Genomic DNA, 24,843 nt, shown 5'->3' on the forward strand with positions numbered 1-24,843 from the left:
TTTATATTGCATTCAGTTAAGAAAGCATGGAAATAAAATGTTTTGTAAATGGATATGTTCAAAATGGTCGGATTCCTATATTTCTCATCTTTAATATAAACAAGTTGGTATGTTTTGCACATCTTTTGTGGAGGGACGAAGTCGGACGTAATTTGTTAAATCTCCTTGATGATATCCCCTGTTGCACCTGTTCCTGTACAAGCTCTTCAACAATTTGTTTCATCTTTTCATTCTTTTCATCGTAGAGTTTTTTCAAATTGTGAAATAAGTGGGAATGCTTCTGTTCTTCCTTAGTGGTGTGCTGTTCTAGTTCTGTTCATCATATATGAACTTATAACTTTTGAGAAATTTGGTCTAGATTCGTATAACAAAAGTGTGACAAAAATCATAACAAACCGGTTGTCATTTTAGATACAATGTTCATAGTAGAAATGGATAAATGATGGGAATGTTACAGAACATGGAAAGTGTAGTTTCGTTGTTAAAAAGAGGGTTACTAGTGATATAAAAAGGTAGTGAGGGATGAATAATGGTTGAAAGAAGAACACCGATTCCCGTTTCTGAAGCGGTTAAAAGAGTGATGGCTTATGCAAAAACAGGAGAGGCTGAAATTGTTCCATTAGAACATGCGTATGGACGATATTTAGCAGAGCCGTTAGTTGCCGATCATGATGTACCTCCGTTTGATCGTTCACCTTATGACGGATTTGCCATTCGTGCAATCGACTCTGCGGCTGCAAGTTCCACGCATCCAGTCGAGTTTGAAGTGATTGAAGAAATTGGTGCCGGCAAGGTTGCGGAAAAAGTAGTCCAACCATTTCAGGCCATTCGCATTATGACAGGAGCGCAAATGCCGCCTGAATGCGATGCTGTTGTCATGCTCGAACTAACGAAGCAATATGAACGTGATGGGAAAAAATATATGTCTATTAAACGTTCGTTTAAGCCGGGAGACAATATTTCTTTTCAGGGAGAGGATACAAAAAAAGGAACTACATTAGTTCAAAGAGGAGTGTTCATTAATCCGGGCATACAAGCGTTATTGGCAACATTCGGTTATTCACAAGTGAAGGTCGCTAAGAGGCCGAGAATCGGCATTTTTGCAACTGGAAGTGAGTTGTTAGATATATCCGAGCCGCTTGTTCCAGGAAAAATCCGTAACAGCAATGCTTATATGATTAGTGCACAAATTACCCGAAATGGAGCGACACCGATTTATTTTGGTAAACTTGCTGACGATGTGGATGAATGTTTTACGGCGATTCAACATGCATTGGATCAAGTAGATATTCTTATTACAACAGGAGGAGTTTCCGTCGGTGATTACGATTATTTACCGGTGATTTATGAAAAATTAGGAGCAGAAGTTCTTTTTAACAAAATTGCGATGCGCCCGGGAAGTGTAACAACGGTAGCTCAATTAAATGGCAAATTGTTGTTTGGACTATCTGGTAATCCATCAGCATGCTATGTCGGCTATGAGTTGTTTGTCCGGCCGGTGATTAGAACAATGATGTTTTCGCCAAATCCATATTTGCGAAAAACAGAAGCGATTTTACAGGCTGATTTTCCTAAACCAAATCCGTTTACAAGGTTTGTTAGAAGTTATGTCACATATGCCAACGGACAGCTTTGCGTTTCGCCATCAGGAATGGATAAGTCAAATATCGTGACATCTCTTGCAAGGGCAAATGCTCTCATGGTGCTTCCAGGCGGAACGAGAGGATTCGAAAAGGGAGCAGTTGTGGAGGTGTTGTTGTTAGAAGATGAAGAGGGAAGTTCGCAGTTTGGAGAAGAATCATGAAAATTTTACAAGTTGTTGGCTACAAAAATAGCGGCAAAACGACGCTTATTGAAAAACTAATTAAAGAAGCCGTTCATCAAGGCTACAGAGTAGGTGCTGTGAAACACCATGGGCATGGTGGTTATCCAGACTCATCTGATTTATCCAACGATTCTAATCGGCATCGTCAAGCGGGGGCCATCGTTTCTTCGGTAGAGGGGAACGGTTTGTTACAGCTGCAGGTAATGCAAGACGAATGGCCGTTACAACAAATCTTACAAATTTATTCGCTCTTTCCAATCGATGTTGTCCTAGTGGAAGGATTTAAAAAAGAGAAATATCCAAAAGTAGTCATGTTACGAACAGTCGACGACCTAACGCTTTTGACTACATTAGAAAATATTATTGCGGTAATTACACGGACAACGTTACCAGAATCACTTCGAATAGATTGTCCAATTTTTTCGATAAAAAATGAGGAGCAATATTTACAATGGATAATGAATTATGTGAGGGATGCTTTGTGAACAATCAGCTATTTGTCATTACAAAAGAGCCGATTTCGATTGAGGAAGTTGTAAAAAAAGTGATTCGCCCTGAAGCAGGAGCAGTTACTACGTTTATTGGAACAGTGCGGGAGTTTACAAACGGGAAAAGAACGTTATTTTTACAATATGAAGCTTATGTTTCGATGGCGGAAAAAAAGCTGGCACAAATAGGTGAAGAAATAAAGGAAAAATGGCCAGAGGCACACGTCGCGATTACTCATAGAATTGGAAAACTGGACATTTCCGACATTGCGGTTGTGATTGCTGTTTCTACTCCTCATAGAAAAGATGCGTATGAGGCGAACCAATATGCCATTGAACGAATTAAACAAATTGTTCCGATTTGGAAAAAGGAACATTGGGAAAATGGAGAGAAATGGATTGGAAATCAATTGGAAACAAAGGCGTACCCGACTGGAAAACCGGAAGAGAGGGATTTAGATTGATTACAGTACTTCTATTTGCTTATTTGCAAGAGGCGGTTGGGAAAGAACGGATTGAATTTAGCGTTGAGTCGATTACTGCCAAAGAGTTAAAGAAAGTTTTGGAAAAAGAATATAACATTGATTTACGTCATGTGATGGTGGCTGTGAATGAAGAGTATGTATCTGAAAATGAATTTATTCATGCAGGAGATACAGTCGCTCTCATTCCACCAGTAAGCGGAGGTTGATTTTGTGGATGAGGGGGCTGACACGTTGTTTCGAGGTCAGCCTCTTTCATGTTTGAAAATATGAATCAATCCTGCATATTTCCCGTGAAGTAGTCTTCACAGTCAAATTCCTTTCTCAAATCAAATAGTCAGCTGCTGACGAAAAAGTGTAAGTTCCCCAATTACTACATACTTAATATGAGCTCCTGCTTACCAGCTGTGATTTTCCCTATTGCCCTTTTCCTGATTGAATATTGTAAATTTCATCCGCTATTGAACCTTCACGAAATAAATATGTTCCTTTCTTTATTGATGTATCATATGTAACAATTCGAAATCGTTGTCATTATTTAATCTACTCTCATTATCAACTTTGTGCCGTCTATTACTATATGACTCAATTTAAAAATGAATGAGGTCAAGGGCAATATTTATCAATCCGTTTTTACTATATTTTCACCGAAAATAGTTCGAAAAATAAAATTAGGTGAATAATTATGAAAAATAATTAAATATACATTTGATTTTATTTTTATGCAGTATTATAATGATAACTAATTTAACAGATTTTGATTAAGGGGGCTCATCATGAAAATAGCGGTCATTGGAGCAACAGGATATGGAGGGGTAGAGTTACTACGCTTTTTACAACACCATCCATATGCCGAAGTTCATTCTATCCATTCGTCGTCACAAGATGGAATATCTTTATCCGAAATTTATCCTCATATCGGTCAGAATGAAGCAATGATCCTTGAAAGTATCGATGTTGAGCAAATTACAGCAACAGCCGATGTTGTCTTTTTGGCTACCCCGCCAGGAGTATCAAGTCAACTGACGCCGCTTCTCATGGATGGAGGCGTAAAAGTAATCGATTTATCCGGGGATTTTCGCATAAAGGACGGACGCATTTATGAAGCCTGGTATAAAAAAACAGCAGCGCCAAATAGGTATTTGCAAAAAGCAGTATATGGTTTGGCGGAATGGAATAAAAAAGAGATTGAAGATGCAGTAATGATCGCCAATCCAGGCTGCTATCCGACAGCAACATTACTTGGTTTAGCCCCGCTCGTACAAAATGATCTTATTAAAGAAGATTCGATTATTATTGATGCAAAATCTGGAGTGTCAGGAGCCGGACGCCACGTTTCTCTTAGCACGCATTTTTCTGAAACAAATGAGAATGTAAAAATATACAAAGTAAACGAGCATCAACATATTCCAGAAATTGAGCAGATGCTGTGGAATTGGAATGAACAGATAAAACCAATTACGTTTAGCACACATTTAATTCCAATGACACGCGGAATCATGGCAACGATTTATTCTCAAGCAAAAAAAGAGTTGTCTACTGAAATGTTGGTAGATTTATATAAAACAAGTTATGAAGATTCAAAGTTTGTGCGCATTTGCGAGCCTGGAAATTACCCGTCAACAAAAGAAGTTTACGGCTCCAACTATTGTGACATTGGAGTTGCTTACGACGAACGGACAGGAAGAATTACGGTTGTGTCAGTGATTGACAACTTAGTGAAAGGAGCCGCGGGGCAGGCGATTCAAAACTTGAACATTATGATGGGAATAGAAGAGGATACAGGGTTACAGTTCATGCCGATTTATCCATGATAAGGGGGAGGAACAATGATTGTTACAAAACAGGAAGATGATATTCAACATATAGCAGAAGGAACGATCGTAACACCAAAAGGATTTAAGACTGCAGGAGTACATGCCGGGCTTCGCTATACAAAAAAAGATTTAGGTGTAGTTGTGTGCGATGTACCTGCTTCATGCGCCGCTGTTTATACACAAAGTCATTTCCAAGCAGCACCGTTAAAAGTAACGCAGCAAAGCATCGCAGTCGAACAAAAACTTCAAGCTGTTATCGTAAATAGCGCATGTGCGAATGCCTGTACAGGAGAACAAGGATTAAAAGATGCTTACGAAATGAGAAAGTTGTGTGCCGAACAGTTTGGCATTGCTCCACATTTAGTCGCGGTCGCCTCCACTGGTGTCATCGGTGAATTTCTTCCAATGGATAAAATCCGCACGGGAATCAAACAATTACGGCCAAGTAATTTAACGGAAGATGCCATTGCTTTTCAAACAGCGATTTTAACGACCGATACCGTCATGAAGAAGACTTGTTATCAAACGGTTATTGACGGAAAAGAGGTTACAATTGGCGGAGCAGCGAAAGGTTCTGGCATGATTCACCCGAATATGGCAACGATGCTTGCATTTATAACAACGGATGCCAACATTTCATCAGATTCGCTGCAAGCGGCTCTTCGCTCTATAACAGATGTTTCTTTTAACCAAATTACAGTAGATGGGGAAACATCAACGAATGATATGGTTATTGTCCTGGCAAGCGGTTTGGCGGAAAACAAGGAACTTACGCCAAATCATCCAGAATGGCCTAAATTTTACGAGGCGTTAAAAAAGACGTGTGAGGATTTAGCCAAGCAAATAGCGAAAGACGGAGAAGGAGCGACGAAACTAATCGAAGTGCGTGTTACAGGAGCGGCAAACGATGAGGAAGCGAAGGAAGTTGCTAAGAAAATTGTCGGTTCTAATTTAGTAAAAACAGCCGTCTACGGAGCTGACGCTAACTGGGGAAGAATTATCGGAGCGATTGGGCATAGCGACGCGGCAGTTGACCCCAATAATGTCGATGTTTCGATCGGGGAGATTGTCATGTTAAAAGCTAGTCAGCCGCAAGCCTTTTCCGAAGAAGCAGCGACTGCTTATTTACAAAATGAAGAGATTGTTATTGAAGTGAATCTTCATATTGGAGAGGGAAGAGGAACCGCCTGGGGATGCGATTTAACTTACGATTATGTAAAAATTAATGCAAGCTACCGCACGTAATTTTGCTAGAGGGGAGAAAAAAATGGCGGATACAGTAGTCATTAAATGTGGGGGAAGCGTATTAAGTGAATTATCGGAAGCATTTTTTCATAGTTTGAAAGAAATGAAAAGCAGAGGAATGAACATTGTAATCGTCCATGGTGGCGGTCCGGAAATCGGGCAAATGTTAAAACAATTAAACATTAAAAGTGAGTTTGTCAATGGTTTGCGGAAAACAACGAATGAAGTACTGGAAGTTGTCGAGATGATTTTAGCGGGAAAAGTGAATAAGCAGCTTGTTTCACTATTGCAGAAAAAAGGATTGAAGGCGATTGGGCTTTCAGGGATTGATGCGAATTTAATCGAAGTGAAACCGATGGATGTAGAGCACTTAGGGTATGTTGGGGAAGTAACGCATGTGAATCATTCGTTTCTTCAACAATTAGCTGCTTCCGAATATATCCCAGTGATTGCCCCAATCGGCTTTGACCAAACGGGACAGAAATATAACATTAATGCTGATACGGCGGCTGGAGCAGTGGCCATGGCTCTTGAGGCAAAACATTTGTTGTTTGTCACCGATGTTCCCGGAATTTTACGAAATGGAACACTGGTGGAGCATGCAACAGTTGAGATGATTTTAGAAATGATTGATGAAGGAACGATTTACGGAGGCATGATTCCGAAAGTAAAAGCAGCGATGGAATCCATTGCTGGTTCACTGCGTGAAGTCATTATTGTAAGCGGCAAGCTGCCGTTTTTCTCAGCTAATGGTGAAATATGCGGCACAAAAATCATGAAAGAAGCGGGGGTTTATTAATGGGAGCCTTATTTCCTACGTATAATCGTTGGGATATTGCAATAGAATCGGCAAAAGGAACAAAAGTAATCGCTAAAGATGGCAAGGAATATTTAGATTTTGTGGCAGGGATAGCCGTTTGCAACCTAGGTCATCGTCATCCTGTTATTCAAGAAGCGATCGAAAATCAACTAAAAAAAGTGTGGCATGTTTCGAATTTATTTCAAAATGAATTACAGGAAGAGACAGCACAGCTTCTCGTTCAACATTGCGACGGTGATGCGGTGTTCTTTTGCAATAGTGGTGCGGAGGCGAACGAGGCGGCATTAAAACTGGCGCGCAAATATACAGGACGCTCGAAAGTAATTACGTTTAAGCAGTCATTCCATGGTCGGACATTTGCAACGATGTCAGCAACTGGACAGGAAAAAATCTATAAAGGATTCGGACCGCTTTTGCCGGAATTCATTCATCTTCCTTTTAATGATATCGCTATGCTAGAACAGAAAATGAACGAGCAAGTTGCCGCTGTGATGGTTGAAATCGTCCAAGGCGAAGGTGGAGTCATACCGGCAAATGAATCTTTTTTAAAGAAGATTGCTGAACTTTGTTCCCGTTATGGTTCCTTGTTTATTGTCGATGAAGTGCAAACAGGAATTGGAAGAACGGGAAAAGCATTTGCCTATCAACATTACGACATTTCTCCGGATATTATTACGGTTGCAAAAGGATTAGGAAGCGGCTTTCCAGTTGGCGCAATGATTGGGAAAGAGTTTTTAAGGAACTCATTTACTGCCGGGGTTCACGGTTCTACATTTGGTGGCAATCCGCTTGCGATGGCAGCAGCCAAAGCGACACTGGAAGTGATCTTTGAAGAGAAATTTTTGCAGGAAGTATCGGAGAAAGGAGAATATTTTCTGCAAAAGTTAAAGGAAGCTTTAAAAGATATTGATGTGGTCAAGGAAGTGAGAGGTCTTGGTTTAATGATCGGAATTGAATGCAAGCATGATGTTACTCAATTAATTAAAAACATTCATGCCAATGGTTTGCTTGTATTAACAGCTGGTCCGAATGTCATTCGTCTATTGCCTCCGCTTGTCGTTCGTACAGATGAAATCGATGAAGCGGTGAAGATTATTCAATATACATTTATAAAGGAACATGTAGCAGCTAACGAATAAGTGGCTGTACCTTTATTAAGTTAGATGTATAAAAATACTTATATTTAAATAAAAATTCAATAATGAGGTGTCACAATGAAAGCTTATTTGCATTTAGCAAATGGGAAAATGTTTGAAGGGAAGTTGGAAACGGAACTGCCTAACGGTGAGGTTAGCGGTGAAGTTGTTTTTTTTACAGGAATGACTGGATACCAAGAAGTACTCACTGATCCTTCATATAAAAACCAAATGATTGTATTTACTTATCCGCTCATCGGCAACTACGGAATTAATGCAACTGATTTTGAAAGCAAAAAACCCCATGTTCAAGCAGTAATCGTCTATGAAACAAGGGATAAAGGATATCATTATCAATCTCAATATAGTTTAAGGGAATATTTGCAAGCATGGAATATTCCTTTGCTTACTCATATTGATACACGCGCGGTAGTAAAACAAATTCGTACAGAAGGAGTCATGCAAGGGAAGATTAGTTTAACTTCTGAATGCGGAAAATTTGTAAAAGAGCAACAAGAACAGCCTATACAGAAAGTAGCCATTTCGCAAATTGAAACATATGGAGATGGTTCAGAACATATTGTTCTTGTTGATTTTGGCTATAAAAAATCCATCCTGCAATCTTTGCTGGAAAGAGAATGTAAAGTGACTGTTGTTCCATATAACACGTCATTTGAAACGATTCAAGCGCTTGAGCCGGACGGCATTTTACTATCAAACGGTCCTGGAGATCCAAAGCAGCTTATGCCACAGCTTTCAACGATTCGTAAAATGATTGACCATTATCCGACGCTTGCGATTTGCTTAGGGCATCAATTAGTTGCCTTGGCATACGGGGCAGATACAGAAAAGCTGCGTTTCGGTCATCGCGGGGCCAATCAGCCGGTCTACGATTCAGTGAAGAAGAAAGTGTTTATGACATCACAAAATCACGGATATGTCGTGAATAAGGAAAGTTTGGCGCATACACCGTTTGTGATTCGTTTTACAAATGTCAACGATCAATCAGTAGAAGGAATGTTTCATCCAACCAAGCCGATTTTATCAGTGCAATATCATCCTGAAGCACATCCAGGTCCGAGCGATACGACCAGCATTTTCGATGAATTTTTGCAAACTGTGAAGAACGTAAGGAGAGAGAAAGTGTATGCCTAAAGATCAGACACTTCAATCCATTTTAATTATTGGTTCAGGACCGATTGTCATCGGCCAGGCAGCAGAATTTGATTATTCCGGTACACAAGCATGTTTAGCTTTAAAGGAAGAAGGATATCGCATCATCCTAGTGAACAACAATCCAGCGACCATTATGACCGACGAGGTGCATGCAGATGCTGTCTATTTTGAGCCGTTGACAGTAGAAAGTTTAGAGAAAATCATGGCAAAAGAACGACCCGATGGGCTGCTTGCGACGTTTGGCGGACAGACGGGGTTAAATTTAGCGTTCCAGCTCCATGAAAAAGGAATTTTAAAAAAATATAAGGTGAAATTGTTAGGAACGCCGATTGAGGCGATCAAAAAAGGAGAGGATCGCGAGGCATTCCGCCAGTTAATGTACGAACTGGGCGAACCTGTTCCAGAAAGTGAAATCATTACAAATGTGGAGGATGCAATTGCATTTGCCGAAAAAGTCGGTTTTCCGATTATTATCCGTCCCGCTTACACGTTAGGAGGAAGCGGCGGCGGCATTGCTGCTTCAATGGAAGAATTCATTTTCCTTGTTGAAAAAGGATTGGCGGAAAGCCCGATTACACAATGTTTAATCGAACGAAGCGTTGCTGGTTATAAAGAGATTGAATATGAAGTGATGCGCGATCATACCGATACATGCATTACCGTGTGCAACATGGAAAATGTTGATCCTGTAGGAGTGCATACGGGAGACTCGATTGTTGTTGCACCATCCCAGACGTTAACAGATGAAGAATATCATATGCTGCGCAGCGCAGCTGTAAAAATTATTTCTGCGCTTGGAATTATCGGCGGATGCAACATTCAATTTGCGTTAGACCCGTTTAGTAAAAACTATTATTTAATCGAAGTCAACCCGCGTGTCAGTCGCTCCTCTGCATTAGCATCAAAGGCGACAGGATATCCAATTGCGCGGATTGCCGCAAAACTGGCGGTCGGATATACGTTAGCGGAATTATTAAACCCTGTCACGAAAAATACGTATGCAAGTTTTGAACCGGCGTTAGACTACGTTGTTGTTAAATTTCCACGCCTGCCGTTCGATAAATTTCCTTATGCGAACCGTCAGCTTGGCACGCAAATGAAAGCAACCGGTGAAGTGATGGCGATTGATCGAAATATGGAGCGCGCTTTCCAAAAAGCCGTTCATTCATTAGAAGGAGAAAATATTGGATTGCTGTTACCTTCGTTACAGAAGATGACAACAGAAGAATTGAAACAGTTGATAACAAAAGCTGATGACCGCCGCTTTTTTGCGATATTAGAGCTGTTTCGTCGCGGCGAAAGCATTGAAACGGTGCATCAATTAACCAAAATCGACCACTTCTTTTTAAATTCATTCCAGCAATTAATTACGTTAGAAAAAAAGGCGATGGAAACAAACATGCAAAATGTGGATGCGAACACATTGCAAATCCTAAAGGAGAAAGGGTTTTCCGATTTCTTTTTAGCTAACGTATGGGATGTGAGTGAAAGTGAAGTAAGGGAAAAGCGAAAATCATTAGGAATTGTTCCTTCTTATAAAATGGTTGACACATGTGCAGCCGAATTTCATTCAGAGACAGATTATTATTATTCAAGCTATTTTGGCGAAAATGAGCTAAAGGAAAGCGATAAACAGAAAGTATTAATCATCGGTTCCGGACCGATTCGCATCGGGCAAGGAATTGAGTTTGACTATAGCTCTGTTCATAGCGTGTATGCGTTGCAGCAAGAAGGCTATGAAACGGTTCTTATTAACAACAATCCGGAAACAGTCAGCACCGATTTTGCTGTTGCCAATCGTTTATACTTTGAGCCGCTTACGTTCGAAGATGTGTTAAACGTCATTGAAGCGGAGCAAATCGATAAAGTGATTGTTCAATTCGGCGGACAAACAGCGATTAATCTTGTGAAAGGATTAGAAGAAGCCGGTGTAAATATTGTTGGTGTTTCCCATGATGTGATCGATCAATTGGAAGATCGGGATCGTTTTTATCAACTATTAGAAGAACTTAATATACCGCATGTATCGGGATTAATTGCTGATGATGAGGGGCAACTATTTGAAAAAGCAAAAGAGGTCGGTTACCCCATTTTACTGCGACCTTCATATGTCATTGGCGGAAAAGGAATGTTCATTGTAAAAAGTGAGGAACAATTGCAAATTTTAGTGAAAGAATCATCATCAATCACTTATCCTGTATTAATCGATGCTTATTTGCAAGGAAAAGAAACAGAAGTTGACTTAGTGGCTGATGGAGAAAATATTTTGATTCCGACAATTGTTGAACATGTAGAAAAAGCGGGAGTTCATTCAGGGGACAGCTACGCGATTTTACCAGCAGTATCACTCACCGAATATGAAAAAGAACAGATTGTGACATATGCAAGAAAAATCGTTCGCAAGCTACGCTTCAGAGGAATTATGAACATTCAATATGTGATTCATAACAATATTGTGTATGTGTTAGAAGTGAATCCGCGCGCAAGTCGCACCGTGCCGATTGTCAGCAAAACGACAGGTGTTCCGCTAGCACAAATTGCGACAAAATTATTGCTTGGGAAATGTTTGGAAGACGTAGTTGAGATAAAAGTCGAATTGCTGGATGATGTCCCGTATGTTGTTTTAAAATATCCTGTCTTTTCAACCCATAAGCTGCCTGGAGTCGATTCGCTTGTCGGACCAGAAATGAAATCAACGGGAGAAGGAATCAGCATTGCAAACACGCTGGAAGAAGCAGCAGCAAAGGCATTCCATCCATATGTTTCAAGAAAAGGAGAAGCGAATGAAATTTATTTAGATATGGATGGTTTAGAAGAGACAGAAGAAATAAATCAGCTTAAAAACGTGATAGAAGAAAAACAGCTTACTGTTGTTACGGAAATGCCGTTTGAAGAATGGGTGAAACGTAAGGAAGCATTAGCGTTTTTTAGCTTAAAGAAAGATGAACAAAGTTCAACGTGGAGAAAACTTGCGTTGTCCCAACAAATTTTGACGTTTACGGAACTGGAAACATGCCAATTGTTTTTAAAAGGCATTCATTGTAAAGAATTTTCCGTATCCTCGATTCAACAGTGGCTTTTGCATAAACAACAAACAGAGAAAGCGGTGATTTTATGAATACAGTCGCAAAGTTTCACATAAATCCCAATGTACATTTGAAGGGGAAAGATTTTTTAAGTCTTAAAGATTTTTCAGCAGAAGAAATTCATTATTTGTTAGAACTGGCCAGTGAATTAAAGAAAAAACAGCTATCTGGAGAAATTTATACGCCGCTATATGGAAAAACATTGGCGATGATTTTTGAAAAACCATCAACGCGTACCAGAGTGTCATTTGAAGCAGGAATGACACAGCTTGGCGGTCATGCGCTTTTTCTAAGCAGTGATGACTTGCAGCTAGGGCGTGGAGAAACAATTGCTGATACAGCGAAAGTATTATCGCAATATGTCGATGCGGTTATGATTCGTACATTTGCCCATAGTAAAATTGAAGAATTAGCGGAACATGCGACCATTCCGGTCATTAACGGGTTAACAGACGATGATCATCCGTGCCAGGCTCTTGCTGATTTATTAACCATTTACGAGATGAAGAAGAAGTTTAAGGGCATTAAACTCGTCTACGTCGGAGATGGAAACAATGTGGCACATGCATTAATGATTGCCGCAGCGCAAGTAGGAATGGATTACACAATCGCTTGTCCGGAAAATTATGCACCGAAGCAAGGCTATGTCGAAGAAGCTTTAAGAATCGCTAAGAATACAGGAGCAAATATCGTAGTTCATCATAACCCGTATGAGGCGGTAAAAGATGCAGATGTCATTTATACAGATGTATGGACAAGTATGGGACAAGAAAAAGAAAGCGTTGAACGCTTGAGCATTTTTCAGCCGTTTCAGGTAAACGCGGAATTAATGCAATATGCTAAATCAGATTACATTTTCCTGCATTGTTTGCCGGCTCACCGCGGTGAGGAAGTAACGTCAGATGTCATTGATGGTGAACATTCTGTAGTGTTCCAGCAAGCAGAGAACCGTCTTCATGTACAAAAAGCAATTTTATTGTCATTATTAGGATCATAAAAAATGGCTGTCTCAAAAGCCAAGGGTCAGACCCCACAACACAATATATAGGACATAATGTTAGATAAATGAGCCATATATTGTGAAACGCGCGTGAGGTCAGACCCTTATGAGACAGCCTTTTTTATTAAGTAAATAAGATGACGAGTGCGCCGACAATAAAGCAATAATACGAGAAATAAAATTCCAATTACTCCAGCAGGAATCGTGCCAAGAATTAAATAGATGATAAAGCGAAAATCATCTTTTGCACTTTGTTCTTTTGTCGTTAAATATTGTACTCCATTTTTTGCTAAACGAAGCAAGTCTTCTTTGTAAATCAGCAATACCGCAAACAAAGGAGCGGTGTTCATAAGTAGTTCAAAACTAAGACCTTCAATTTTTAACATGTTCACCGAGAAGTCTCCCACCTCTAAACAACGTGCAGGTGGGAGAGGTTCATCTATATTTTGCCTTCTCATGTAAACCATAATTGTGGTGAAAATGGGAATGTTAATAATGTAGTTTCGTTCTACAAGGAGGAATCAAAACATGGGACAACGAAGACACTTTGGACCGGGAGATAAAGCTCCGAATAATGGGGTATATATCGAAATTGGGGAAACAGGAGACAACGTAAAAAACCCAAAGAAAGTTAAGTTGAAAGCAGGGGACACGTTCCCGGAAACATCGAATCATAACCGCCATTGGACTTACGTGCGTAAACCATAAAGAAAAGTGGCGGTGCGAGAAGCAAATATTCAAATGCTCAGAGCCATCCTATGCTGGATGGCTTTTGAATTGAAAATAAAAAAAATAATTGGATATAATAAAAATAAAGGTCAAAAAAAGTCAAAAAGGAAGGCGAAAAAGGTAATGGATATGAACAAAATGACGGAAAAAGTTCAAGAAGCATTCATGTCCGCCCAATCGTTAGCCATACAACATTATCATCAAGAAATCGATATCGTTCATTTGTTACTCGCCTTAATCCAGCAACAAGACGGATTAGCGAGACGAATATTCGATTATCTTCATATTAATATTGAAGCGTTTGTCAATGATTTGCATGCACTGATCAAGAAAAAGCCGCAAGTGATGGGAGCAGGTGTAGAGGGAGGAAAAGTGTATATTACCCATCATCTTCAACGCCTATTAGTGAATGCTCAGGAAGAAGCAAAACGATTACAAGATGAATACATCTCAGTCGAACATTTGTTGTTGGCGCTAACGAATGATACACAAGTAAACGAAATAGTGGACTTATTGAAAAAATATCATATTGAACGTCATTCATTATTGAAAGTGTTAATGGATATAAGGGGGAATCAACGAGTGACGAGTGTAAATCCTGAAGCTACATATGAAGTGTTAAAAAAATACGGACGGGATTTAGTTGCCGAAGTGAAAGCGGGAAAAATCGATCCTGTTATTGGACGTGACAGCGAAATTCGCCGTGTCATTCGCATTTTATCGCGCAAAACAAAAAATAACCCGGTGTTAATCGGCGAGCCGGGAGTCGGTAAAACAGCAATCGTTGAAGGCTTAGCTCAGCGCATCGTTCGTAAAGATGTTCCAGAAGGACTAAAGGATAAGACGATTTTTGCACTTGATATGAGTTCTCTCGTTGCTGGGGCGAAATTTCGCGGGGAGTTTGAAGAACGTTTAAAAGCTGTATTAAATGAAATAAAGAAAAGTGAAGGGCGTATTATTCTGTTTATTGATGAACTTCATACAATCGTTGGCGCCGGAAGAGCGGAAGGGGCAATGGATGCGGGCAATATGTTAAAACCGATGCTTGCGCGGGGAGAGTTGCATTGCATCGGAGCGACAACGCTCGATGAGTACCGTCAATATATTGAAAAAGATCCTGCGCTTGAACGTCGATTCCAACAAGTACTTGTTGAAGAGCCGACAGTAGAAGATACGATCTCTATATTACGAGGATTAAAAGAACGATTTGAAATTCATCACGGGGTAAATATTCACGACCGTGCCCTCGTTGCTGCAGCTACTTTATCAGACAGGTATATTTCTGAACGTTTCCTTCCAGATAAGGCGATTGACTTAGTAGATGAAGCATGCGCCATGATACGGACTGAAATTGATTCAATGCCAACGGAACTTGATGAAGTCATGCGCCGAGTGATGCAATTAGAAATTGAAGAAGCCGCTTTACGTAAGGAAACAGATGAAGCGAGCAAAGAACGTCTAGAAGCGTTGACAAAAGAATTGGCTGATTTGCGTGAAAAGGCAAACAGCATGAAAGTAAGGTGGCAGCAGGAAAAAGAGGCGATTCAAAACGTACGCAATTTGCGTGAGGCGTTAGAAAAGGCAAAACGCGAATTAGAGGAAGCAGAAAATGAGTATGATTTAAATAAAGCTGCTGAATTGCGTCATGGTCGTATTCCTCAGCTTGAAAAAGAATTAAAACAGCTTGAACAGCAAATGGGCGAAAAACAAGAGGAAGGACGTTTGCTTCGTGAAGAAGTGACGGAAGAAGAAATAGCGGAAATTGTGTCAAGATGGACAGGCATTCCACTTGCTAAGCTTGTCGAAGGGGAACGTGAGAAACTATTGCGCCTGCAAGATATTTTGCATGAACGTGTCATTGGTCAGGATGAAGCAGTGGAACTTGTTTCCGATGCAGTGTTGCGCGCCCGTGCCGGCATCAAAGATCCAAATCGACCAATTGGCTCTTTTATCTTCTTAGGACCGACCGGGGTCGGAAAAACGGAACTCGCCAAAGCATTAGCACAATCATTGTTTGACAGTGAAGAGCAAATGGTTCGCATTGATATGTCAGAGTATATGGAAAAACACGCCGTATCTCGTTTAATTGGTGCGCCACCGGGATATGTCGGTTATGAAGAAGGCGGACAGTTAACGGAAGCAGTTCGTCGCAAACCTTATTCAGTCATTCTTTTAGATGAAATTGAAAAAGCTCATCCAGAAGTATTTAATATTTTACTGCAAGTGCTTGATGATGGACGAATTACTGATTCGCAAGGCAGAACGGTTGATTTTAAGAATACGGTCATCATTATGACATCAAATATTGGTTCACACTTCTTGCTAGAAGGAGCAACAAATGAAGGAGAAATTAAAGAAGAAACAAGGGAGCAAGTGTTACAGCAATTGCGGGCACATTTCCGTCCGGAATTTTTAAATCGTATCGATGATATTATTTTATTTAAGCCGTTAACAGTGAATGAAGTAAAAGGAATTGTTGATAAATTAATTAGAGAGCTTAGCCAGCGGCTTGCCGAACGCCATATTACACTAATATTGACAGACAAAGCAAAAGAATACATTGCAACTGCTGGCTTTGATCCTGTTTACGGAGCACGTCCATTAAAGAGGTTTATCCAAAAACACATTGAAACGAAATTAGCAAAAGAAATCATTGCTGGACAAATAAAAGACTACAGTAATGTGCTAATTGACTATGAAAATGGGCAAATTGTTGTTCAAAAACAAGAAAAAACAGACCGATAGCCTCTATCGGTCTGTTTTTGTTTTGGAAGAATTAGCAGTGTTCAGCTGATCATGTAGATGACAGAGCACTTTTTAATGATGTTCTACGGGTTCGTTTGGAAGAACGTTTGCAATTGCAATAACGATAATTGTAGCAACTACAGCTAGTAATGAACCAGTTGCGACATCATATGCATTACCTTGCATTGAGCTCACAACATATGTAGCCATGTGCACAAGCAAAAACGTCCAAAAGAAAGTCCAGAAAAATTTCATCGCTTTCACCTCAGTTTCCATGACATTCTTTTTTTATCTTAGCACAATTAACTCTGGCAGCAAAGTTGTTTTCTAAAGTTGTCACTTTATCATGCCATTCTAGGCGAATACCCTTACCGCTTTTATGATTTCGCATAAATTATAATGTACAATTATGTACTGTGAAAGTAAAGGTGAAATGAGATGATAATCAAGGAACGCTTCTTTCAGCTTGATGAGCAATGGTGTACCATTCATTTGCCTGAACGCCCCAACGGTTTTGCAATATTGATCATTGGAGATACGAATCATTTTGTCAATGAAAAAACAAGCTTTTGGATGCAACATGAGGGAAGAAGCCAACTTATTGAGGAGTTGAGAGAATACGGATATACCATTTTTTATTCGAATTTATATGGCAGACATTGGGGGAGCCCAAAAGCAGCTCGGCTTGCTAAACAGCTCATTTATTACGTACTAAAAAGTGAAATACTAAACAAGCGAATTTATCTTCTTGCTGAAGGAATGGGGGCCTTAGTTGCCTTACGTCTAATGGATATGATGCCGGATCAAATTCGCGCAGTGGCGATGTTGAGTCCATGTTTAGATTTGCAGGCACAAGTAGCTTATGAACAAGAAAACAAATTTTTTTACAAACGAATGATAAAAGAAATAGCTTCAGCTTATGAGGTGGAGGATGACAATATTTCTTCCATTCTTTGGTCACTACCAACGAAACAAAAATGTCTCCCGGTGAAAATATGGCAAATGTCTGGTGTTACTCATTATCCATCTTCCCTTCATTGTCGAAAATATGAAGAATTAAGGAGAAATTTGGGGTGTCCAATTGCTGTTATTTATCATTTGCCGGAAAAAAGATATGGATTTTCTCATGCGATCTATAAGTTTTATCAAGAGAATAATGATTTATCATGAGCTTCCTCTATCAAATATAAATAAATGATAGAGGAATGATTTTTTATGGCAAAAAGAAATAAACTTTACCATATCGTCTCATGGATGTAAAATGAAGGTGAAAAAACAAGCATTTTCAATGTCAGTTTTTTATTAGGGAGAGAGGATTTGAGGGAGTGCAACATTTAATGAAAAAACCTCTTTTAGCTATGCTTTTATGCATTTTTGTAATAGCGAGCTGTCGACCGCTAGTCCAAACAAATGGGCAGCTGAAAAAAGTGGGGTTATTAGTTCCTGAAACGATTAATGATCAAGTTTGGGGAACGAAAGGATATAAAGGCTTGTTAAAGATTCAGTCGCAGTTTAAAGTAGATGTTTTCTATAAAGAAGGTATGGATAATGAAGCAGTCGTGAAACAAGCTGTGGCAGAATTTGACCGTAAAGGGGTCAATTTAATTTTTGGACACGGAAGCGAGTACGCTGAGTATTTCAATCGTCTAGCTTCGCAATATCCTCATATTCATTTCGTTTGCTTTAATGGGGAAGCGAAGGAAAAAAATGTAACGAGTTTAAATTTTGCCGCGAATGCTATGGGGTTTTTTGGGGGAATGGTTGCTGGGAAAATGACAAAGACAGATAAAGTCGGAGTAATCGCTGCTTTTGAATGGCAGCCTGAAGTGAACGGTTTTTTTGAAGGGGCATTATATCAAAACGAAAATGTTGATGTGGAAGTTCGCTTTGTTGAACATTGGGATGATGTTCACCGTGCTCTAGAGTTGCTTGATGAACTAATTGCTGATGGCGTTGATGTTGTTTATCCAGCTGGTGATGGATATAATGTTCCAGTCGTTGAAAAATTAAAGCAGCATGGTCTCTATGCTATTGGTTATGTTACTGATCAATCGGATTTAGGAAAGTTGACCGTTTTAACAAGTACTGTACAACATGTTGACCGCTTATATGAGCTGGTTGCAAAGAAATTTAATGATGGAAAACTAAAATCAGGAAATTTGTATTTTGACTTTCAGGATGGAGTCATTTCCATGGGAAAGTTTAGTCCACTAGTTGATAAACAGTTTCGTCGAGAACTGGCTAATGAAATTGAGCGTTATCAAAAGACAGGTAAATTGCCTAATGAATAATGAGGCTGACCCAAAAGGAAAGTGTCAGACCCCACAACCATAATTTATAGGATATCTATTATGGATTGTGCGTGAGGTCAGACACTGATGGGTCAGCTTCTATTTTTAAACAAATTGTATAAAGGAGTCAGTTGTTTTACAATGGGCTTAATTTTCTCAAAGGATGAGACAAGTGTATCGATATCTTTCATCAGCTGCATAAAATCGATTTGGTGTAGCGGATCTGAAAAATGGGTTTCATCTTTTTTATGCTCCGTCATAGCTTGTCTTGATGGAAACGGTCCGAACATGAGACGGGAAAATCGATCGTTATATTCATTTACTTCGCTTTTGTCATCACTTTTCATGAAATCCCCCTCTTCTCCTTTTATTTACTAGTACTTTATGAAAAATTTAAAGCGTGTGAATAGACGATTGCCACTATTGAACAAAGGCAATTTCATATTGCACATCTCACAAAATTCAGTTAAAATTAGTACCAAGTAATAATAATTGGTTATATATATAAATATAAAAGGGGTTGTTCGGCGTGAATGCAGGTATTATAGGGATAGGCCGATATTTACCTGAAAAAGTGTTAACAAACTTTGAATTAGAAAAAATGATGGATACATCTGATGAATGGATTCGTACGAGAACGGGAATTGAAGAAAGAAGAATCGCTTCAGACGATATGGATACGTCCGATATGGGATATTTAGCATCTTTAAAAGCTATAGAGCATGCAGGAATTTCTGCACAAGATATTGACCTTATTTTAGTGGCAACAGTGACACCAGATCGTCCGTTTCCTTCTGTAGCGTGTATGTTGCAGGAACGTTTAGGGGCAACAAAAGCGGCGGCACTTGATATCAGCGCGGCGTGTGCAGGATTTATGTACGGTATGGTTACGGCGAAACAATTCATTGAAACAGGTGCTTATAAATATATACTAGTAGTAGGGGTTGAAAAACTCTCAAAAATTCTCAATTGGCAAGATCGCAACACGGCCGTTTTATTTGGGGATGGCGCCGGAGCAGTAGTCATGGGACCTGTCTCCGAAGGACGCGGCATTTTATCGTTTGAACTTGGAGCAGACGGCTCAGGCGGAAAGCATTTATATCAAGATGAATATGTCATTATGAACGGCAGAGAAGTGTTTAAGTTCGCGGTAAGACAAATGGGGGAATCATGCATTAACGTATTAGAAAAAGCGGGATTGTCGAAAAAAGATGTTGACTTTCTTATCCCGCACCAAGCGAACATTCGTATTGTCGAAGCGGCACGACAGCGCTTGGAATTGCCGGAAGACAAGATGTCAACAACGATCAGAAAATATGGAAATACTTCGGCTGCTTCGATTCCGATTTCGATTGTTGAAGAGTATGAGGCTGGAAAGATTAAAGATGACGATTTAATTATTATGGTCGGTTTTGGCGGTGGATTAACATGGGGAGCCATTGCGTTACGCTGGGGCCGCTAATCAATGACAATTGACATTCTTTTATGTATCATTAAAAGAAAAAGGAGCTGCGGAAAAGATGAAAAAGAGAAGAGTCGTTGTCACAGGCTTAGGTGCTGTTACGCCGCTTGGGAACGATGTAGAAACAACATGGAATAATTTAATTGCCGGCAAATCAGGAATCGGTCCGCTGACGCGTGTCAATCCTGATGATTATCCGGCGAAAGTGGCAGCAGAATTGAAAGATTTTAATCCAGAGAACTATATGGATAAAAGAGATGCAAGAAAAATGGACCGCTTTACGCAATATGCCGTTGCCGCTTCGTTGATGGCCGTGAAAGATGCGAATTTAGAGATTACAGAAGAAAACGCACCGCGCGTCGGTGTTTGGATTGGTTCAGGAATCGGTGGCATGGAAACATTTGAACAGCAGTTTGAAATTTTTCAACAACGTGGATATCGCCGCGTCAGCCCGTTTTTTGTGCCGATGATGATTCCGGATATGGCAGCTGGTCAAGTTTCGATTATTCTCGGAGCAAAAGGAATCAACTCATGTACGGTGACGGCTTGTGCCACAGGAACGAACTCGATTGGCGATGCTTTTAAAGTGATTCAGCGGGGCGATGCCGATGTCATGATTACAGGAGGAACAGAAGCGCCGATCACAAAAATGTCTTTGGCCGGCTTTTGTGCGAATACGGCATTATCAACGAATCCTGATCCAAAAACAGCAAGCCGCCCATTTGATAAAAACCGTGATGGTTTTGTCATGGGGGAAGGCGCTGGTATTCTTGTATTAGAAGAATTAGAGCATGCATTAAAACGCGGTGCGAAAATTTATGCGGAAGTTGTTGGCTACGGAGCAACAGGAGATGCTTATCATATCACAGCTCCTGCTCCAGGCGGTGAAGGCGGCGCACGGGCGATGAAACAGGCACTTTCTGATGCAGGTATGAAACCAGAAGAAATTGACTATATTAACGCACATGGTACAAGTACAGAATATAACGATAAATATGAAACAATGGCCATTAAAGAAGTGTTCGGTGAGCATGCTTATAAGTTGGCAGTGAGCTCAACAAAATCAATGACTGGTCACTTACTGGGAGCAGCAGGTGCCGTCGAAGCAGTGTTCTCCGTATTAACGATTACAGAAGGTATCATTCCGCCGACGATTAACTATGAAACACCAGATCCAGAATGTGATCTTGATTATGTACCAAACGTCGCTCGCAAACAACAAGTGCGCGCTGTATTAAGCAACTCGCTTGGATTTGGCGGGCATAATGCGACATTAATCTTTAAAAAATATGAATAGTAAATAAAAGGATTGGTTGTAGTCAACCAATCCTTTTTTATGTTCACCTAGCTTTTCTTTGATACATACGATAATAGAAAAATGAAGGTGTGAAAGAAAATGCCTGTTTTACGTACGGATGAATGGTTGATACAGGTAGGAGAGAAGCCGATTGAATTGTGTAAAAAGTTAATACCTTATTTTAAGGATGTCAGTTCACGTGAAATTTTTTCTCATTTAATAAGACACGGAATGTATCGATCTGCAAATGGATTAAAACAAGTTGTCAAAGAAATGAAAACACAACTCATATGGGAAGATGTTGAAAAAATATACAATATACTAATGAAGCGATGGAACGGCCCTGATATACCCATTTTTATTTTTCCTGCTGATTGGAGAAATGGAAGATTACAACGTGAATTTAACAGTAAAGGAGGTCTTGCCTATAGAGACAAACTGTTTTTGTTTTTGCTGCCACATCATACAAAAAAGGAGATGGAAGCGTTAATCACTCATGAGTACAATCATGTTTGCCGGTTAAGGAGAATGGTAAAGAAAGAAGAAGATTATACATTGCTCGATGTAATCGTTCTAGAAGGATTGGCAGAAACGGCTGTTCGTAAATATGTTGGGCAATCCTATAATGCAAAGTGGACGACTTATTATTCTGAAAAGCAATTAGCTGAATTTTGGAAAAGATATATTTTACCTTACCAATCTATTCATGTTACTCATCCTCTTTATAACCGTCTGCTTTATGGATTGAACTTCTATCCAAAAATGCTTGGTTACGCGGTTGGATATGACCTTGTCAATCGTTGTTTACAAAAGAAAGATATCACTTTTGAAAAGTTAATGTCTTTAACTTCCGAGAAAATAGCGAAACTTGCTGACCGAGACGTTTCATGATTGAAATCGTCTCTTTTATTGTTTAGTCATTCTCTTCTTTTCTGCATCATACATTTAGTAATAGATGGACAAGTTTTGCAAAGAAAAGGAATGATGCGATGATACGAGTTTTCGTTTATCTAATCGGCTTTGGCTTTTCAATTATTGGCGGTGTTACCACGATTACGTATTTAAATATTATTACAGCCGAACAAGGTATAATCGATTATTTTTATTTTATAAGCAAAAAAGTAGAATGTTATTTGTTTCCGTTTGGTTTTTTTCTCATGTGGTTAAGCCTTTATTTTCCGAATAATCAAGAATAAATGGAGAAAAAAGGTTTTATTGGAATAAAATGAACGACCCCTGCCTATACTGATGGACAAATAGGTTTTGAAGTGAGGGGTATTTCATGTTGTATCTTCATGATATTTGGGTTAATTGGTTTGAAGGTGAAGAAAATGGTTATAATGTATGCTATTTTCACGAATGGCGTAAAGATGACCAAGTCGAGCTTTTAGATCAAGTCCCTTTACTGAAAGTTTCCTCGGCATTGTATGACTACATTGAAAATAGTTTATCTGAAATTCCACAGGCGCTTCTTGAGGATGTATATCAAAAAGCATTTGTAAGAAAAAATCATGAACGTATTCAGTTAGATTATTGCTTTGTTATTTCTGACGGCAAGGGAATACTTGCTGTTGATACAATCGGCTATAACATTCCGATTCGTAAAAGCCGATTAATTCCAAGACAAGAGCAGCTAGTATACGATATGGTAGCGGAACAAGAGGAAGCTGTATATCCGTTCCATTCCTCTGAGAAAGAACATCATATTTTGTCGCCTTCACCGCACTTAATGAGCGGATTAACGCGGAAAGAGCGTCAGCTTAAGCAGCTTTTATTTATGGCTCTCGATCAGCTTTATTCAACAAAAAATGTAGCAGAAGTACGTTATTGGTATACAGAGTGGGCTCCAGAAAAATATACTCACATTCAAAAAATGTCTTTTGAAGAGGCGTGGAATAACTTATATGAAGAGGCAAAGTACGGCTGGACGGACAAGCATGCCCAACTTTGCGAAAATTTAATTAAAGGCCAGCCGTTCTTTGAGAAGTTATGGGAAATGGAACAAGAGCCGAAAGTAAATTAAAAGGGGCTGACCATAGTTCTGCCCCTTTATATTTTTATTTTTTTCTCTTTCTTCCAAGTCCCATTGCGTTTTCCATTTTCTTCAACATTTTATTAGCAACTTTATTGGCTTTTTCTGCTCCTTCATCAAGAACTTGGTCTAGCAAGTCGCTTTCCATTAAATTGTAGTATTTCTCTTGAATTGGCGTTAGTGTATCGATGATGACTTGCGCAAGGTCTGCTTTAAACTCTCCATATCCTTTTCCTTCATATTCTTTTTGTAATTCATCAATTGTTTTATTCGCTAAAATGGAATAAATGTTTAACAAGTTTGTAATTCCCGGTTTATTTTCTTTATCGTGTTTAATAATGCCGTCGGAATCCGTAACAGCGCTTTTAATTTTCTTTTCAATTGTTTTTGCATCATCCAGCAATGTAATAAACGCTTTTTTGTTTGGATCTGACTTGCTCATTTTCTTTGTTGGTTCAGCAAGGGACATAATACGAGCGCCTACTTTTGGTATACGTGCTTCCGGGATCGTGAAGATTTCGCCATATCGCTTATTAAACCGCTCTGCTAAATCGCGCGTCAATTCAATGTGTTGCTTTTGGTCTTCGCCAACAGGAACGATGTCTGTGCTGTAAAGTAAAATGTCGGCAGCCATGAGCGGTGGATACGTTAACAAACCTGCACTGACCGCTTCTTTACCTGCGGACTTATCTTTAAATTGTGTCATTCGTTCTAATTCTCCGATATAGGCGATACATTGTAGCATCCAACCAGCTTGAGCATGGGCTGGAACTTCCGATTGAATAAACAACGTTGCTTTGTTCGGATCAATACCGACTGCTAAATAGAGTGCAGCTAAACTGCGAATGTTTTTGCGAAGCTCAAGACGATCTTGCGGCACAGTAATCGCATGTTGGTCAACAATGCAAAAATAGCAGTTGTATTCGTTTTGTAATTCAACAAACTGCTTCATTGCTCCGATGTAATTACCAAGCGTAATGACACCACTTGGCTGAATGCCAGAGAAAATCGTTTTCATGAAACCACTCCTTTACAAACATAATAAAAAACCCAATCGCTCCTAATAACAGTTAGGGACGATTGGGACCGCGTTGCCACCCTAGTTATTGTACCATAAGTACAATCACTCAATCCCATGTTTATTGCAAAACATGGAGCCTTTGTAACGTAAGGCGGACGTCCAAGCCTACTCAACGTTCAGCTTGGATGCTC

At 39.6% G+C, this 24,843-nt stretch carries 23 protein-coding genes, 1 pseudogene and 1 other annotated feature (1 of these 25 running past the window's edge); of the genes and pseudogenes, 20 read left to right on the forward strand and 4 right to left on the reverse strand.

What is annotated here, in order from left to right; genetic code table 11:
• The first annotated feature begins 529 nt into the window (after window positions 1-529).
• The 11 genes from HNQ85_RS11635 to argF all read left to right on the forward strand — a co-directional run bounded on the left by HNQ85_RS11635 (window position 530) and on the right by argF (window position 13,072).
• The gene (locus tag HNQ85_RS11635) at window positions 530-1,804 is read left to right on the forward strand and encodes a molybdopterin molybdotransferase MoeA (protein WP_181537888.1); all 1,275 of its coding nucleotides are present in this window, start codon (window positions 530-532) and stop codon (window positions 1,802-1,804) included.
• Window positions 1,801-2,310, forward strand: coding sequence for a molybdopterin-guanine dinucleotide biosynthesis protein B (mobB, locus tag HNQ85_RS11640; protein WP_181537889.1), 510 nt, complete (start codon window positions 1,801-1,803; stop codon window positions 2,308-2,310). Before HNQ85_RS11635 ends, mobB begins: the two co-directional genes overlap by 4 nt.
• Window positions 2,307-2,777 carry a molybdenum cofactor biosynthesis protein MoaE gene (locus HNQ85_RS11645; protein ID WP_343046508.1) on the forward strand — a complete coding sequence of 157 codons (471 nt, stop codon included), beginning with the start codon at window positions 2,307-2,309 and terminating at the stop codon, window positions 2,775-2,777. Before mobB ends, HNQ85_RS11645 begins: the two co-directional genes overlap by 4 nt.
• Window positions 2,774-3,004, forward strand: a complete 231-nt coding sequence (moaD, locus tag HNQ85_RS11650) for a molybdopterin converting factor subunit 1 (protein ID WP_181537891.1) — start codon at window positions 2,774-2,776, stop codon at window positions 3,002-3,004. Before HNQ85_RS11645 ends, moaD begins: the two co-directional genes overlap by 4 nt.
• A 567-nt stretch (window positions 3,005-3,571) precedes the next feature.
• Window positions 3,572-4,609: an N-acetyl-gamma-glutamyl-phosphate reductase gene (gene argC / locus HNQ85_RS11655; RefSeq protein ID WP_181537892.1), complete on the forward strand. Its 1,038-nt coding sequence runs from the start codon at window positions 3,572-3,574 to the stop codon at window positions 4,607-4,609.
• Between the two features lie 15 nt (window positions 4,610-4,624).
• Window positions 4,625-5,857, forward strand: coding sequence for a bifunctional ornithine acetyltransferase/N-acetylglutamate synthase (gene argJ / locus HNQ85_RS11660; protein ID WP_181537893.1), 1,233 nt, complete (start codon window positions 4,625-4,627; stop codon window positions 5,855-5,857).
• 22 nt (window positions 5,858-5,879) lie between these two features.
• Window positions 5,880-6,656 carry an acetylglutamate kinase gene (gene argB, locus HNQ85_RS11665; protein WP_181537894.1) on the forward strand — a complete coding sequence of 259 codons (777 nt, stop codon included), beginning with the start codon at window positions 5,880-5,882 and terminating at the stop codon, window positions 6,654-6,656.
• Complete coding sequence (locus tag HNQ85_RS11670; RefSeq protein ID WP_181537895.1) at window positions 6,656-7,816, forward strand: acetylornithine transaminase; 1,161 nt, start codon at window positions 6,656-6,658, stop codon at window positions 7,814-7,816. Before argB ends, HNQ85_RS11670 begins: the two co-directional genes overlap by 1 nt.
• A 75-nt stretch (window positions 7,817-7,891) precedes the next feature.
• A complete protein-coding gene (locus HNQ85_RS11675; protein ID WP_181537896.1) occupies window positions 7,892-8,968 on the forward strand; it encodes a carbamoyl phosphate synthase small subunit in 1,077 nt (358 codons plus the stop codon).
• A complete protein-coding gene (locus tag HNQ85_RS11680; protein WP_181537897.1) occupies window positions 8,961-12,107 on the forward strand; it encodes a carbamoyl phosphate synthase large subunit in 3,147 nt (1,048 codons plus the stop codon). Before HNQ85_RS11675 ends, HNQ85_RS11680 begins: the two co-directional genes overlap by 8 nt.
• On the forward strand, window positions 12,104-13,072 hold the full coding sequence (argF, locus tag HNQ85_RS11685) for an ornithine carbamoyltransferase (RefSeq protein WP_181537898.1): 969 nt from the start codon (window positions 12,104-12,106) through the stop codon (window positions 13,070-13,072). Before HNQ85_RS11680 ends, argF begins: the two co-directional genes overlap by 4 nt.
• A gap of 176 nt (window positions 13,073-13,248) precedes the next feature.
• On the opposite strand, the pseudogene HNQ85_RS11690 reads toward argF, so the two are convergent.
• Window positions 13,249-13,542, reverse strand: a pseudogene (locus HNQ85_RS11690) (undecaprenyl-diphosphate phosphatase); the annotation flags it as partial.
• 61 nt (window positions 13,543-13,603) lie between these two features.
• On the opposite strand from HNQ85_RS11690, the gene HNQ85_RS11695 reads away from it, so the two are divergent.
• Together HNQ85_RS11695 and clpB are read left to right on the forward strand one after the other, a co-directional pair.
• Window positions 13,604-13,783 carry a YjzC family protein gene (locus HNQ85_RS11695; protein WP_181537900.1) on the forward strand — a complete coding sequence of 60 codons (180 nt, stop codon included), beginning with the start codon at window positions 13,604-13,606 and terminating at the stop codon, window positions 13,781-13,783.
• Between the two features lie 144 nt (window positions 13,784-13,927).
• A complete protein-coding gene (clpB, locus tag HNQ85_RS11700) occupies window positions 13,928-16,549 on the forward strand; it encodes an ATP-dependent chaperone ClpB (protein ID WP_181537901.1) in 2,622 nt (873 codons plus the stop codon).
• Between the two features lie 72 nt (window positions 16,550-16,621).
• Here clpB and HNQ85_RS11705 read toward each other — a convergent pair whose 3' ends face one another.
• Window positions 16,622-16,804, reverse strand: coding sequence for a DUF2929 family protein (locus HNQ85_RS11705; protein WP_181537902.1), 183 nt, complete (start codon window positions 16,802-16,804; stop codon window positions 16,622-16,624).
• A 183-nt stretch (window positions 16,805-16,987) separates the two neighbouring features.
• Here HNQ85_RS11705 and HNQ85_RS11710 point away from each other — a divergent pair, with 183 nt between their 5' ends.
• Together HNQ85_RS11710 and HNQ85_RS11715 are read left to right on the forward strand one after the other, a co-directional pair.
• The gene (locus HNQ85_RS11710; RefSeq protein ID WP_181537903.1) at window positions 16,988-17,719 is read left to right on the forward strand and encodes a hypothetical protein; all 732 of its coding nucleotides are present in this window, start codon (window positions 16,988-16,990) and stop codon (window positions 17,717-17,719) included.
• Window positions 17,720-17,886: 167 nt separating this feature from the next.
• On the forward strand, window positions 17,887-18,840 hold the full coding sequence (locus HNQ85_RS11715; protein ID WP_181537904.1) for a BMP family ABC transporter substrate-binding protein: 954 nt from the start codon (window positions 17,887-17,889) through the stop codon (window positions 18,838-18,840).
• Window positions 18,841-18,932: 92 nt separating this feature from the next.
• Here the strand turns inward: HNQ85_RS11715 and HNQ85_RS11720 are convergent, their stop codons facing one another.
• Window positions 18,933-19,187, reverse strand: coding sequence for a hypothetical protein (locus tag HNQ85_RS11720; protein WP_181537905.1), 255 nt, complete (start codon window positions 19,185-19,187; stop codon window positions 18,933-18,935).
• A gap of 182 nt (window positions 19,188-19,369) precedes the next feature.
• Between HNQ85_RS11720 and HNQ85_RS11725 the strand changes: the two genes are divergently transcribed.
• The 5 genes from HNQ85_RS11725 (at window position 19,370) to HNQ85_RS11745 (ending at window position 23,622) form a co-directional block, all read left to right on the forward strand.
• The gene (locus tag HNQ85_RS11725; protein ID WP_181537906.1) at window positions 19,370-20,302 is read left to right on the forward strand and encodes a beta-ketoacyl-ACP synthase III; all 933 of its coding nucleotides are present in this window, start codon (window positions 19,370-19,372) and stop codon (window positions 20,300-20,302) included.
• A 58-nt stretch (window positions 20,303-20,360) separates the two neighbouring features.
• Window positions 20,361-21,599, forward strand: coding sequence for a beta-ketoacyl-ACP synthase II (fabF, locus tag HNQ85_RS11730; protein ID WP_181537907.1), 1,239 nt, complete (start codon window positions 20,361-20,363; stop codon window positions 21,597-21,599).
• A gap of 99 nt (window positions 21,600-21,698) precedes the next feature.
• Window positions 21,699-22,490 carry a DUF2268 domain-containing protein gene (locus tag HNQ85_RS11735; RefSeq protein WP_181537908.1) on the forward strand — a complete coding sequence of 264 codons (792 nt, stop codon included), beginning with the start codon at window positions 21,699-21,701 and terminating at the stop codon, window positions 22,488-22,490.
• A gap of 98 nt (window positions 22,491-22,588) precedes the next feature.
• Window positions 22,589-22,795, forward strand: coding sequence for a hypothetical protein (locus HNQ85_RS11740; RefSeq protein ID WP_181537909.1), 207 nt, complete (start codon window positions 22,589-22,591; stop codon window positions 22,793-22,795).
• Between the two features lie 86 nt (window positions 22,796-22,881).
• On the forward strand, window positions 22,882-23,622 hold the full coding sequence (locus HNQ85_RS11745) for a YjbA family protein (protein WP_181537910.1): 741 nt from the start codon (window positions 22,882-22,884) through the stop codon (window positions 23,620-23,622).
• A gap of 34 nt (window positions 23,623-23,656) precedes the next feature.
• On the opposite strand, the gene trpS is transcribed toward HNQ85_RS11745, so the two are convergent.
• Complete coding sequence (gene trpS, locus HNQ85_RS11750) at window positions 23,657-24,649, reverse strand: tryptophan--tRNA ligase (protein WP_181537911.1); 993 nt, start codon at window positions 24,647-24,649, stop codon at window positions 23,657-23,659.
• A gap of 51 nt (window positions 24,650-24,700) precedes the next feature.
• Window positions 24,701-24,843, reverse strand: a binding site (T-box leader); it runs 96 nt beyond the window's last position.

This window comes from [Anoxybacillus] calidus, from assembly GCF_013760845.1.
GTDB classification, from domain to species: domain Bacteria; phylum Bacillota; class Bacilli; order Bacillales; family Anoxybacillaceae; genus Paranoxybacillus; species Paranoxybacillus calidus.

What these genes read in the sequence shown, in the direction of transcription:
- HNQ85_RS11705 (WP_181537902.1), bottom strand. Translation starts at nt 16,804, where the DNA reads ATGAAATTTTTCTGGACTTTCTTTTGGACGTTTTTGCTTGTGCACATG.
- clpB (WP_181537901.1), top strand. Translation starts at nt 13,928, where the DNA reads ATGGATATGAACAAAATGACGGAAAAAGTTCAAGAAGCATTCATGTCC.
- trpS (WP_181537911.1), bottom strand. Translation starts at nt 24,649, where the DNA reads ATGAAAACGATTTTCTCTGGCATTCAGCCAAGTGGTGTCATTACGCTT.
- HNQ85_RS11715 (WP_181537904.1), top strand. Translation starts at nt 17,887, where the DNA reads ATGAAAAAACCTCTTTTAGCTATGCTTTTATGCATTTTTGTAATAGCG.
- HNQ85_RS11670 (WP_181537895.1), top strand. Translation starts at nt 6,656, where the DNA reads ATGGGAGCCTTATTTCCTACGTATAATCGTTGGGATATTGCAATAGAA.
- argJ (WP_181537893.1), top strand. Translation starts at nt 4,625, where the DNA reads ATGATTGTTACAAAACAGGAAGATGATATTCAACATATAGCAGAAGGA.
- HNQ85_RS11635 (WP_181537888.1), top strand. Translation starts at nt 530, where the DNA reads ATGGTTGAAAGAAGAACACCGATTCCCGTTTCTGAAGCGGTTAAAAGA.
- argC (WP_181537892.1), top strand. Translation starts at nt 3,572, where the DNA reads ATGAAAATAGCGGTCATTGGAGCAACAGGATATGGAGGGGTAGAGTTA.
- argB (WP_181537894.1), top strand. Translation starts at nt 5,880, where the DNA reads ATGGCGGATACAGTAGTCATTAAATGTGGGGGAAGCGTATTAAGTGAA.
- HNQ85_RS11710 (WP_181537903.1), top strand. Translation starts at nt 16,988, where the DNA reads ATGATAATCAAGGAACGCTTCTTTCAGCTTGATGAGCAATGGTGTACC.
- HNQ85_RS11745 (WP_181537910.1), top strand. Translation starts at nt 22,882, where the DNA reads ATGTTGTATCTTCATGATATTTGGGTTAATTGGTTTGAAGGTGAAGAA.
- HNQ85_RS11740 (WP_181537909.1), top strand. Translation starts at nt 22,589, where the DNA reads ATGATACGAGTTTTCGTTTATCTAATCGGCTTTGGCTTTTCAATTATT.
- HNQ85_RS11695 (WP_181537900.1), top strand. Translation starts at nt 13,604, where the DNA reads ATGGGACAACGAAGACACTTTGGACCGGGAGATAAAGCTCCGAATAAT.
- fabF (WP_181537907.1), top strand. Translation starts at nt 20,361, where the DNA reads ATGAAAAAGAGAAGAGTCGTTGTCACAGGCTTAGGTGCTGTTACGCCG.
- HNQ85_RS11720 (WP_181537905.1), bottom strand. Translation starts at nt 19,187, where the DNA reads ATGAAAAGTGATGACAAAAGCGAAGTAAATGAATATAACGATCGATTT.
- HNQ85_RS11675 (WP_181537896.1), top strand. Translation starts at nt 7,892, where the DNA reads ATGAAAGCTTATTTGCATTTAGCAAATGGGAAAATGTTTGAAGGGAAG.
- mobB (WP_181537889.1), top strand. Translation starts at nt 1,801, where the DNA reads ATGAAAATTTTACAAGTTGTTGGCTACAAAAATAGCGGCAAAACGACG.
- argF (WP_181537898.1), top strand. Translation starts at nt 12,104, where the DNA reads ATGAATACAGTCGCAAAGTTTCACATAAATCCCAATGTACATTTGAAG.
- HNQ85_RS11735 (WP_181537908.1), top strand. Translation starts at nt 21,699, where the DNA reads ATGCCTGTTTTACGTACGGATGAATGGTTGATACAGGTAGGAGAGAAG.
- HNQ85_RS11680 (WP_181537897.1), top strand. Translation starts at nt 8,961, where the DNA reads ATGCCTAAAGATCAGACACTTCAATCCATTTTAATTATTGGTTCAGGA.